At 25.8% G+C, this 11,601-nt stretch carries 15 protein-coding genes; 11 read left to right on the top strand and 4 right to left on the bottom strand.

The window, feature by feature from the left end; translation table 11 throughout:
• Positions 1-13 precede the first annotated feature (13 nt).
• Positions 14-148, bottom strand: coding sequence for a hypothetical protein (locus AVBRAN12637_RS05520; RefSeq protein ID WP_336609439.1), 135 nt, complete (start codon positions 146-148; stop codon positions 14-16).
• A gap of 97 nt (positions 149-245) precedes the next feature.
• Between AVBRAN12637_RS05520 and AVBRAN12637_RS05515 the strand changes: the two genes are divergently transcribed.
• Genes AVBRAN12637_RS05515 through AVBRAN12637_RS05505 form a run of 3 tightly spaced genes read left to right on the top strand, consistent with a single transcriptional unit; the run spans position 246 to position 2,484 of the window.
• Positions 246-1,133: a hypothetical protein gene (locus AVBRAN12637_RS05515; protein WP_336615472.1), complete on the top strand. Its 888-nt coding sequence runs from the start codon at positions 246-248 to the stop codon at positions 1,131-1,133.
• Positions 1,134-1,160: 27 nt separating this feature from the next.
• A complete protein-coding gene (locus AVBRAN12637_RS05510) occupies positions 1,161-2,051 on the top strand; it encodes a hypothetical protein (RefSeq protein ID WP_336615471.1) in 891 nt (296 codons plus the stop codon).
• A gap of 13 nt (positions 2,052-2,064) precedes the next feature.
• On the top strand, positions 2,065-2,484 hold the full coding sequence (locus AVBRAN12637_RS05505) for a hypothetical protein (protein ID WP_336615470.1): 420 nt from the start codon (positions 2,065-2,067) through the stop codon (positions 2,482-2,484).
• Between the two features lie 52 nt (positions 2,485-2,536).
• Here AVBRAN12637_RS05505 and AVBRAN12637_RS05500 read toward each other — a convergent pair whose 3' ends face one another.
• Entirely contained in the window at positions 2,537-3,040 is a 504-nt protein-coding gene (locus AVBRAN12637_RS05500) for a hypothetical protein (RefSeq protein ID WP_336615469.1), read from the bottom strand.
• Positions 3,041-3,265: 225 nt separating this feature from the next.
• Here AVBRAN12637_RS05500 and AVBRAN12637_RS05495 point away from each other — a divergent pair, with 225 nt between their 5' ends.
• From AVBRAN12637_RS05495 to AVBRAN12637_RS05475, 5 genes are all read left to right on the top strand, one after another.
• The gene (locus AVBRAN12637_RS05495) at positions 3,266-3,583 is read left to right on the top strand and encodes a hypothetical protein (RefSeq protein WP_336615468.1); all 318 of its coding nucleotides are present in this window, start codon (positions 3,266-3,268) and stop codon (positions 3,581-3,583) included.
• A 65-nt stretch (positions 3,584-3,648) separates the two neighbouring features.
• Positions 3,649-4,326 (top strand): hypothetical protein, encoded by a 678-nt coding sequence (locus AVBRAN12637_RS05490; RefSeq protein WP_336615467.1) that lies wholly within the window; start codon positions 3,649-3,651, stop codon positions 4,324-4,326.
• Between the two features lie 145 nt (positions 4,327-4,471).
• Positions 4,472-5,926, top strand: a complete 1,455-nt coding sequence (locus AVBRAN12637_RS05485) for a SulP family inorganic anion transporter (protein ID WP_239803334.1) — start codon at positions 4,472-4,474, stop codon at positions 5,924-5,926.
• A gap of 103 nt (positions 5,927-6,029) precedes the next feature.
• A complete protein-coding gene (locus tag AVBRAN12637_RS05480; RefSeq protein ID WP_214117432.1) occupies positions 6,030-6,752 on the top strand; it encodes a hypothetical protein in 723 nt (240 codons plus the stop codon).
• A gap of 331 nt (positions 6,753-7,083) precedes the next feature.
• Complete coding sequence (locus AVBRAN12637_RS05475) at positions 7,084-7,887, top strand: Fic family protein (protein ID WP_336615466.1); 804 nt, start codon at positions 7,084-7,086, stop codon at positions 7,885-7,887.
• A 131-nt stretch (positions 7,888-8,018) separates the two neighbouring features.
• On the opposite strand, the gene tpx is transcribed toward AVBRAN12637_RS05475, so the two are convergent.
• On the bottom strand, positions 8,019-8,495 hold the full coding sequence (tpx, locus tag AVBRAN12637_RS05470; RefSeq protein WP_336615465.1) for a thiol peroxidase: 477 nt from the start codon (positions 8,493-8,495) through the stop codon (positions 8,019-8,021).
• 197 nt (positions 8,496-8,692) lie between these two features.
• Here tpx and AVBRAN12637_RS05465 point away from each other — a divergent pair, with 197 nt between their 5' ends.
• Positions 8,693-9,295, top strand: coding sequence for a hypothetical protein (locus AVBRAN12637_RS05465; RefSeq protein WP_214117429.1), 603 nt, complete (start codon positions 8,693-8,695; stop codon positions 9,293-9,295).
• Here the strand turns inward: AVBRAN12637_RS05465 and truA are convergent.
• Positions 9,292-10,023, bottom strand: a complete 732-nt coding sequence (gene truA / locus AVBRAN12637_RS05460) for a tRNA pseudouridine(38-40) synthase TruA (protein WP_239803335.1) — start codon at positions 10,021-10,023, stop codon at positions 9,292-9,294. The genes AVBRAN12637_RS05465 and truA overlap by 4 nt on opposite strands.
• Before the next feature lie 105 nt (positions 10,024-10,128).
• Here truA and AVBRAN12637_RS05455 point away from each other — a divergent pair, with 105 nt between their 5' ends.
• Positions 10,129-11,484 carry a sodium-dependent transporter gene (locus AVBRAN12637_RS05455; protein WP_214120249.1) on the top strand — a complete coding sequence of 452 codons (1,356 nt, stop codon included), beginning with the start codon at positions 10,129-10,131 and terminating at the stop codon, positions 11,482-11,484.
• 2 nt (positions 11,485-11,486) lie between these two features.
• A partial coding sequence (locus tag AVBRAN12637_RS05450; RefSeq protein WP_336615490.1) for a hypothetical protein occupies positions 11,487-11,601 on the top strand: 115 nt, incomplete at its 3' end.

Raw genomic sequence — 11,601 nt, 5'->3', positions numbered from 1 at the left:
GTAATTCTTTTGATTAATCATTGATATGTGGGCTGCAATATAATTTGCCATACCAAGTAATCGTGCAGTGATTATAAGGTCTTGTTCTTGCATCAGCAATAGATGACAAAGCTAATAATAATAAAATAGCTGATAATAATTTTTTCATAATCTCTCCTTTTTTTAAAATTTAGTAAATTATTACTAAAAACTCTTAAAGAAAAAGAAAATTAACCGATATAAGTTTAGTTAAAGGAGAGTTAAATATGGATTTAAATATTTGTGATATGGGTGGGTTTTTAAATTCTAGCCTACATAAAATAAAAAATGTAAATAGCACTATTAATCTAAGCCAAATAAGACAAGATATAAAAACAAATAATTTTGAATATAAAACAAGTGATAAAGAATTAAATGTATTTTTTAGCCTTGATAATAAAAGCGTAGGGATTAGCTTAGATAAAGATACTTTAAAAGATTTAAAAAGCTTTTTTGATAAAAATGATTTTTTAGAAGAAAATGGAAAAACTATTTTAAAAGGCGACGCTGCTAATTATGTAGCAGGTTGGTTTAGTGAGATTGCTTTTGATTTAAAATATCTTGAAAGTGATAGCGATAATAATGGGGTGCTAAATAGTGATGAATTAATAAATACATTTACTAATGGGCTTTATTTTAATCAACAAAAAAATGGAATATATGTTTTAGATAAAATAGTTTTAAATGAAAAAGCAAATGAAGAATATTTAAGTCAAGTTGGCGAAAAAAATATAAACACTATTTCAAAAATGATTAATAATAGAATATTTTTTGATAAAGATAAAGATGGAGAAATTTTAGTAAAAGAGCAATATATTGAAGATGAAAGTGAGTATTTTAAAAACTTAAATCAAGCAAAAGAAGAATTAAAAAATAAAAAAGAAAAAATAGAAGCCAATCCAAAGCTAAAAGAATACGCAATAAATGAAGAAAACAATCACATAAGAAAACTAAAGCAAGATATAAAATTATTTAAAAACTCAAATTCTTTAAAAATAAATGAAGATAAAGAAAAAGAATTAAAAGACAAAAATAATTTAGAAGAATTTTGCGAGTTTAGCATAAAGCTAATTGATGAGCTAAAGGCTTATAAATTACTAGATTTAAAAGCTTAATTAATTCTTTAAGTTAAAGGAGAAATAATGCTAAAAATAGATGGATTTTATGTAGATTTAAGCTCTTGTATAAATACAAGTATTAGTAAAAAAGCTGATGTAAATAGCACTATTAATCTAAGCCAAATAAGACAAGATATAAAAACAAATAATTTTGAATATAAAACAAGTGATAAAGAATTAAATGTATTTTTTAGCCTTGATAATAAAAGCGTAGGGATTAGCTTAGATAAAGATACTTTAAAAGATTTAAAAAGCTTTTTTAATAAAAATGATTTTTTAGAAGAAAATGGAAAAACTATTTTAAAAGGCGACGCTGCTAATTATGTAGCAGGTTGGTTTAGTGAGATTGCTAATAAATTTTTAGAAGTTAGCCAAAATGCAGTGCTTAGTAAAGAAGAGATGTTAAACTCAAGGCTAGGAGTAAGGCTTGATGGCGAGATAAATGAATATAATTTATTGCAAATTACTAGCGTAGAACTTAATGCTAAAGGAGATGATATTAGCGATGAAATGTATGAAGCTCATAATACTATTTCAAAGGATTTAAGTGATACTATTTTAAAGGATAAAAATAAAGATGGTTCATTAACACTAGATGAACTTATGTTAAATGAGAGTAAAGAAAAATATTTAGAAGAATTAGAAAATCTATATAAATACACTGAAAAAAATCAGATTGATAAAAAGCCTAAAATAGATTTAAAGCTAAAAGAATACGCTATTAATGAAGAAAACAATCACATAAGAAAACTAAAGCAAGATATAAAATTATTTAAAAACTCAAATTCTTTAAAAATAAATGAAGATAAAGAAAAAGAATTAAAAGACAAAAATAATTTAGAAGAATTTTGCGAGTTTAGCATAAAGCTAATTGATGAGCTAAAGGCTTATAAATTACTAGATTTAAAAGCTTAGAAAGGTCTTTAAAATGCTAAAAACAATATTTTATATAATGATTTTTTTAATATTTTTTATTATTGGTTTTTTAGTTTTTTTAAGTTACGGCAAAGCTGATAGCAATATCATAAGTATTGTTAGCTTATCAATTGATAAAATAGAAGAAAAACTTATTAAAAATAATTATTGCAATTCTAAAGAAGATTGTATTAGTAGAACTTATATTCTATACGATTCGTCTTTTAATAATATTTATTTAAATATTTATAACAATGTAGATAGAACTACAAGCAATGAAATTTGTAATATGATGAAAAATATAAAAACACAAAATAAGCATATAGATTTTTATCTTGAGTTTTTTGAGTATTCTAAAGATGAGTATTATCAAGGATATAACAACAACAATCAAGCAATAAAACAAAAAGCATTTTATAAGTGTAAATATTAATAAGATTTAAAAGGAAAGGACTTTTTAAGCCATTTCCTTGATAATTTTAGAATTATTTATTTAAAAAAGTTTTTAAACTATTATATCTTTCACAACCCACACTAGATTGAGCATCACAAGCTCTTTTGTAATAACTTAAGGCTTTTTGTGGATTTGTTTCTAAACCATAATTTTTACCATCCTTTAAAACCAATCCATCTCCTGCTACAACGCAAAATTTGTTATGAGATGATTCGTTTTTTACTATTATATTTGGTAATTCGCATAATTTACTTATAGCTTTTTGAGCATCAATATAGGCTTCTTTAATATCAATTAATTGTTCTTTCACTAATTTTACATTAGCAATAGCTGTCATTAAACAACCACTAAAATTATCTTTAGCACATAAATCTTTTGAGTATTGATAACAAGCTTTCAAATCTTTTTTGCAGTATTCATCAAGCTCAAAAGCACAATTTGATTGGTCTTGATTTTTACAAGCTTTATCAATATTACTAATATCAACAGCAAATAAGCCTGAAATTAAAGCTAAACTTAATAATATCTTTTTCATAAACTCTCCTTAAAAATAATTTGAATTATATTGATTTATGAATTAATTTCTAATTAAATACTTACTATTGAATGAATTAAAATATTAAATATTTAGATATGAAAATTTAAGTAAAATATAAAAATGTTACAAAAATAAACAATAAATAAAAATAATATATGTTTTTATTAGAAAATTTTAATATATTTTATATAATAAAATGTATTTTATTTAAAAGGAGATTTTATGAAAAAACTTATGTTTGTTTCAGTGTTGTCGGTTTTGGTATTTGCAGGTCCTGCTTATGGTCCTACTAGCTTTAGTGTAGCGGGTAGTACGGCTAGAGAAGGGGTTGCAACAGTAATGGGGCAAGATTTAACCGGAGTTACAGTAATTTATAATAACTCTAGCATAAATTGCAAACCTTATGGTCTTTTTAGTAGGATTACAGGTTATTTAACAGGAACTCAATATCGTTGTTCTTTAGCGGGAAATAGCTCTGGATTTTTTGAGGTAAGATATTGGGGTGAAACAAAAGCAAAAACTTTTATAAATAGAGATTAATAATTATTCAAGTTTTTGGAACACATTTTGCTCTTGTTTAATTATTATAAATTAAAGGAGAGCAAATGTTAATAAATGATAGGATTGTTCTTAGTTCTTTTACTAAGACAAATAATTTAAAAGATAATAAAAACACTTCATTTGAAGAAGCTTTACAAGCTCAAAGTAAAGCAGCAAGCAATATAAATGATGAATTAATTAATAAGTGTATATCAAATTCTAAAGATGATTTTGCTTGGATGCACTATGGAAATTGTTTATTTTTTCCCACAGAATGGCATACTCCTAGAAAAGATAAAGAGACTTCAGATGATTATATGGCAAGATTACCTAAAGAAGATGTAGGGGTAATGATGTTTTTAGAAGCTTGTGGGATAGTTGAGACTAAAAAACTAGAATCAGTTAAAAATAATTTAGATTATGAAGGTTTAAAAGTAGCAGAAGAAATCATAGAGAACTATCAAATCACACCTGATTTGGAGTTAAAAATAATTGAATTTGCTAAAAAATCATCAAAAGAATTTATGAATAAATTTGATTTACCATCAGGTAGCGTAGGGCTTGACCACCCTAAATTACAAGCTATTTTTAACAAACATGGAATTTCAATGGATGAATTTGTAGATAAAGAAAAATTAATGCAACAAAGCTTTAAATTTGATTTTGATAAAGAAAAAGATAAATTATTAGATGAATTAATGAAAATTAGTGATAACTCTAAGGCAAGATTAGGAATTAGCTAATTCCTAATTAGCTTTAATGATATAAAGTTAAAAATAACTTTTAATCTTAATTGATACTAAAAATTGTTTAATTAATATTATTACTTTAAATAACATAACTTTGTTACACTCCATTTTATTTATATTAACTTTTTAAGGACAAACATTGCAAAAAAAATATTTATTTAATCTTAACAATATTACAAAAGAAGCTTTAGCAGGGCTTGTAGTAGGTTTTGCGATAATTCCTGAAGCAATAGCTTTTAGTCTAATTGCAGGAGTTAATCCTAAGGTAGGAATATATGCTAGTATTTGCATACTTTTAGTAACTGCATTTGCGGGTGGAAGACCTGCTTTAATCTCGGCTGCAACGGGTGCAATGGCTTTGCTTATGATTGATTTAGTTAAAGGCTATGGGCTTGAATATTTAATGGTAGCGGGGATTTTAGCAGGGATTTTTCAAATTCTTTTTGGTGTTTTAAAAATAGCTAGATTTATGAGTTTTATCCCACGCTCGGTTATGGTTGGCTTTGTTAATGCTTTGGCGATTTTAATTTTTATGGCTCAACTTGATGAAATTTTTAAATCAAACTTACTTGGTTTAGTGATAATGTGCGTTGCTTTAGGCATAATCTATCTATTTCCATTACTTCCTAAAATCGGCAAAATTATTCCAAGCTCATTGGTAGCGATTATAATACTTACTATTATTAGTATAAATGCTGGATTTGATGTTAGAATGATTAAGGATTTAGGTGAATTGCCAAGTGAATTACCACATTTTTTAATACCTAATGTTCCATTAAATATACAAACTTTACAAATTATTTTACCTTATTCATTAAGCCTTGCAGTAGTTGGGATAATGGAAAGTCTTATGACTTCTAATGTATTAGATGAATTAACCGCTACAAAAAGCAATAAAAATCGTGAATGTATAGGGCAAGGTTTAGCAAATATTAGCACGGGATTTTTTGGTGGAATGGCAGGTTGTGGAATGATTGGTCAATCTATGATAAATGTAAAATCAGGTGCAAGGACTAGACTTTCTACATTTTTAGCAGGGGTATATTTATGCTTGATTATATTATTTTGTGCTGATTTTGTGAATTATATTCCTATGGGAGTATTAGTTGGTATTATGATAATGGTTTCTATAAGCACATTTGATTTTATATCTATTAGGCAATTAAAATCATTTCCATTTTCAGCAAATGCTGTAATGATTGCTACCGTTATTGCTACTATCTTGACACATAATCTTGCTATAGGTGTATTAATTGGGGTTTTATTAGAAGCTTTATTTTTTGCAAATAAAGTTTCGTATTTTTTAAATTGCAAAAAAACTTTAAATGGTGATATTAGAGTTTATAAATTCTACGGGCAAATATTTTTTAGAAGTGCTGATAAATTTTATAGTGAATTTGATTTTAATGAAAATTGTAAAAATGTATTAATTGATGTTAGCAACGCACATTTTTGGGATATTAGTGCTATTTATATGCTTGATAAGATAAAAGATAGATTTCAAGAAAAAGGTGCATTAGTAACACTAAAAGGTGTTAATTTTGCTAGTTCTTATATGATAAAAAAATTTAGTGTTAAAGATAATATTGATTAATTTGTTTTAATTCTTAAACAAATCATATAAATTTTTACAATATTAAGTATTTTTTAAGAATGGGGGGGGTATTATTTTCTTTTTTATCAAAAAAGGAGAATAAATGAAGAAATTATTGTTTTCAACACTTTGTTTAGGTGCTTTAGGTGTAGCTGCTAATGCGGGAACTTATTCTGGTATTAATTTTGGCTTTTTATCTACTTCAAAAACAATGTTTATTATCAATAATAAAGAATATTTAGGCAATAATAATTGGGATATTAATGGCTATATTAGAACTTATAAAGAGCACGAAAGAGATTCTGAATTTGTTTGGAGTTTTGAGGCTAATTATTTTTGGAATAATTACAAAGATAGATTTGATGACTTAATTCCAATTATAAGAAATAATCAATTTGATTTTAGTGTTTTGATTGGTTATGGAATGTATGTTAATGATGAATATGAAGATGAGCTTAGTTTGAACTTAATGGGTGGTCTTGCGTATCATAATATGGGTATTAGAGGCGGTGCTATTTATGATATTAAGGGATTAAAATTTGGTTTAAGTGCCTTATCAAAACCATTTGATACAAAAAAATATATGGTAACTCTTGATGCTTATTATAATTTTTATTTAAGTAATAATTATTTTAGAGATGTTCAAAATGAATTTGGTGTGAAAAAGAATAGAAATGCTTATGATATATCTTTAGGTATGTTGTTTAATACTACACCATCTCGTTATAGCCCTTATGTTAGCACTAAAGTGGGTGTTAAAGATAATTTATTTTCACAAAAGAATAATAACCTTTATATAAATCTTGGTTTAGGTTTTCATTTTTAATTTAACTAATAATTTATAAATTTCGTGCTTTTTGGCACGGAATTTAAATCTAAAATTCGTTTTTTTAAATTCCTTTATTATTCACTTTAATTTTAAAGGAATTTAAAATATGAATTATAAAAATATAAAAAATTAAAAAAACCTTTTTAAGAAAAATGAAATTCTTATGTCAAATTATCTTTTTTAGTGATTAATTTTGAATTTGTATATTTTATAAATTACTTTAGAGAAAAAAGGGCTTAAATTGTAAAGGTCATTTAAGAAGTTATATATCGCTTTATAAAATTAACAATACAAAAAATTATTGTAAAATAAGAAAAAAGGATAAAAAATGGTAGCTCAATATACGGAAATACAAAATAAAGAAAATATAAATAAAGATTATATTGAAATAGGCATTGGGCTTAGCTTGGTTGATAATCTTAAACCATCTGAATATTTTAAACAAACTTTAACAACAGCAAAAACATATCAAGAATTAGAAATTAGTGTTAAAACATATTATCAAAATAAAAAACTTGATATTCAACAAATATGTGAAAAAGAATGCGATTTGGTATCTATAAATATTGCTAAGTTTTTAGACAATAATAGCTTTAGATTTTCTCCGATTGCTTTAAAAATTATTCATAAAAATATATTTCAAGATGCTTTTGTTCAAGGGCTTGAAAAATATGTTGGTGTTTTTAGAGATGTAAATATTGCTAAAAATGAAGATATTTTAGGGGGAGATAAAAGCGTAGAATATGTTGATTTTAATGAGATTAGCGATACTCTTGAATATGATTTTGATAAGGAAAAAAAGAAAAATTATCTTCTAATGAGTAAAGAAGAGCAAGTTTTAAATATAGCAAAATTTATAAGTGATATTTGGCAAATTCATCCATTTCGTGAAGGTAATACTAGAACAATCGCTGTTTTTGCAATCAAATATCTACAAAGCAAAGGTTTTGAAGCTAATAATGATATTTTCAAAAACAACTCAAAGTATTTTAGAGACGCATTAGTTTTGGCTAACTATGAGAATATTAAAAATAATATAAAAAGCGATTTTTCGTATTTAGAAAGTTTTTTTAATAAATTTATATTGAATAAACAAGTAGAATTAAAAAAACTACCTTACGATAAAAAATAATCATTTAATAGTAGATAAAGTATCTTTATAAAATAACAATAAGATAAAATTCAAATTAATTTGCTTGAAATTCTAAGGAATTTAAAATAGGAATTTAAATATCTAAATCCTAAGATTTAGATATTTATTAATTACGCTAGAGCTTTTTCTAAAGCGTCAAAATTAGGTAGTTCTGTAATTTCAGCACAAACTTCGCTATAAACTATTTTTCCACCTTTTTGAACAAAAACAGCTCTAGTTGTAAGTCCTTCTAAAGCACCTTCTTGTATTCTACAGCCGTAGTTTTTAACAAATTCGCCGTATCTAAAATCACTAACTGGAATTATATTTTCTAAGCCTTCAGCAGTGCAAAATCTTGCAAAAGCAAAAGGTAAATCCATACTTACAACATAAACTTTCATTCCAAGTTTGTTAGCTTTTACATTAAATTCTCTAGCTTCTTTAGCACATACACCTGTATCAATACTAGGAACGCTTACTATGATAGCGTCTTCATTTAGATTAATTACGCTTAAATCTTTACCTACTACTTTAGCATCTTTAATACTATCTCCTAGCTTAATTGCTTCACTAATTGCAACAGGGCTACCTTTAAAATTAACTTTCATAAAATCTCCTTTTTTAAAAATAAGACAAAATTATTCCTATTTTTGGTTACAAAATGATAACTCAAAATATAAGGAATTTAAAATGTGATTTAATAATACAAAAAATAATATATTTTTACTAGTTTTTTTAAAAAATATAGCTGTTTATTGTCTAAAAATATTTAGTATTCATCGTTTTTTTATTTTAGGAGAAGATTATGAAAAAGATTTTATATTCTGTTTTAACTTTAGGGTTTTTAAGTTCTTATGCTAACGCTTACAATCATACGGGAATTGAGTTTGGTGTGGGAAGTGATAATGTATTAAATTCTAATATTTATTATAAAAATTATAACAATATAGATGATTTAGTATATAGTGCAAATATAAGCGTATCAAAGCAAGAGAGCAAAACTTATTATGGTAAGTATAAATATAACATTTATTCATTTGGTGCTTTAGGTGGTTATGCGATTGGCTTACCTTATCAAGAATTAGATGATGCGTTAAATATATTAGCTGGAGCTTATTATTACTCAATAAAGCCAAAATATGATGGTATTTCAAGCTCTACTTTAAATGGATTTGGTATTCAAGCTGGAGTGCATTATTCTGTAAAAATTATTGATAATGTAACAGCAGGTGGAGAAATATTTTTGCATCATGATTTTAAAGATTTAAATAGCACATATATTAGTGCTGGTGTTGAGGGAATTTATGATATTAATGAGAGCTTATATGTAAATGCTAAATTAGGCTATCAAGGTAGAAGTAATTTTTCTAACTCAAATCTATTAGTTGGTATAGGATACAACTTCTAATACATTATGCTTTTAAGATAAAGTCCGCTTGGTTTTGCAAGGGTTCTTGAGTGAATTTCCTTGCAAGCTAATTGTTCTTTTAATTCATCTATACTTAATTTTTTTTCATTTATTTTAAGTAAAAAATCAACCATCAATCTAATCTGACCCCTTAAAAATCCATTAGCAAAAAAGTTCAAAACAACCAAATCTTTATACTTATAAATTCTAGTTTTATAAATAGTTCTAATGCTATTTTTATCATCATCAAGGCTTAAACAAAAATTAGCAAAATCATGCTCTCCTTCATATACTTTTAAAGCGTTTTTTAATAATTTTATATCAATTTCTTTTGAGTAATCACAGCAATATGCTTTATTAAAGGCGTTAAAATAAGGCGAGATTATATATCTATAGCTTCTAAGTTTTGCATCAAATCTAGGTTCAAATTCGCATTCTTTTATATGTTTTATATAAATACCATTTAGAGTATTGTTGAGTTTTTTTAATACAAAATCTTTATTTAATTTATAACTTGAACTAATTCTTGCCACATTACAATTTGCATGAACTCCTTTATCAGTCCTACTAGCAAATATACTAGGTTTAAATACCCCAACACATTTTAAAGCATTATCAAGTGTATTTTGAACGCAAGTTAAATTTGGTTGCTTTGCTGAACCAAAAAATCTTGAACCATCATAGCTTAAGATTAGTTTGTATGTAAATTCTTTAGTATTTTTACACAAATTTTTGCCTTTTTTTATATATTTTTAATTTTTATTTATACAAATTTTTAAAAATTATTATAGAATGAAAGTTTTAACCTTAAAAAACCAAAAAAAGGGCTTATTTTGAATAATACATTTTCTAAAATTGGATTTATTTTAGCAGTTGCTGGTTCTGCTGTTGGACTTGGAAATGCGTGGAAATTCCCTACAATGGTAGGAACTAATGGTGGTTCAGCCTTTGTAATGCTGTTTATTTTGCTTACTTTAGGCGTTGGATTTGTTATATTTTTGTGCGAGTTATATATCGGTAAAGCATCAAGGCTAGACCCTGCTAGTGCTTATTATTTTTTAGCACCTAAGTATAAAAAACCTTGGTCTTTAGTAGGCTTTACAATGATTGGGGCTTTATTAATCGTTAGTTTTTATAGTGTGATTATTGGCTGGATAATTTATTATATTTATTATTCACTATCTACTATTTTTAATATAAATACACTTAGCACTCAAATCGCTGATAATAAAGAGCTTTTTATTAATTTAGTGGAAACTAATTTAAGTGCTTTGATAATATGTTTTAGTATAGTGTTTTTTATAGCCTTTTATACGGTGGCAAAAGGTGTTAAAAATGGTATTGAAAAGCTAAATGTATTTATGATGCCAACATTATTTATAATGCTTTTATTAATGCTTTGCTATAGCTTTACTCAAGATGGTTTTAAAGATGCTTTTAATTTCTTATTTATGCCTGATTTTAGCAAGATTAATCAAGATTCTTTTTTAGACGCTTTAGGACTTGCTTGTTTTTCTTTAAGTATTGGAGCAGGTAGCATTATTACTTATTCAGCTAGCTTACCTGAAAGAACTAATTTTGTAAGTTCAACTTTTTATATAATTTTTATAAATCTTTTAATAGGTCTTATGATGGGGCTTATTGTATTTAGTTTTATTTTTGAGTTTAATGCTGACCCTAGCGCACAAGGTCCTGGGCTTATTTTTATTTCTTTGATTTCGCTTTTTGCAAAACTTGGACTTTTAGGCAAAATATTAGCTGTTACATTTTTTATAGCTTTATTTTTTGCAGGGATTACTAGTGCGGTTTCAATGATAGAGCCTTTTGTATTTTATCTAATAAATAAATTCAATTTCTCAAGAATAAAAGCTATTGTTTTAATTGGGGTAGTTGTGTATATTTTAGGGCTTTTATGTATATTTTCAGGCATTGAAGCTTATAAAAATAATTTAACATTTTTTGGAATGAATTTCTTTGATATTTTAGACAATGTTAGCTCAAATATCATTATGCCTTTTGGCTCATTTATGGCTGCAATTTTTGTTGGGTTTTTTATTAGCAAGCAAGATTTAAAAGAAACTTTTATCCCTTATATGGGTGAACTTGGTTTTAAAATATGGATATTTTTTGCAAGATTTGTTGCACCTATTGCTGTGCTTGTTATTGTGTATTTTAAATTTAAAGGATAAAAATGAGAGAACAATTTTCTAAAATTGGCTTTATTTTAGCGATGGCAGGTTCTGCAGTTGGACTTGGAAATGCGTGGAAATTCCCTACAATGGTAGGAACTAATGGCGGTTCTATTT

The sequence above is a fragment of the Campylobacter sp. RM12637 genome, from assembly GCF_020137645.1.
GTDB lineage: Bacteria > Campylobacterota > Campylobacteria > Campylobacterales > Campylobacteraceae > Campylobacter_E.
The sequence above is the reverse complement of the archived record's forward strand: the minus strand, read 5'-3'. Positions and strand labels throughout refer to the sequence as shown.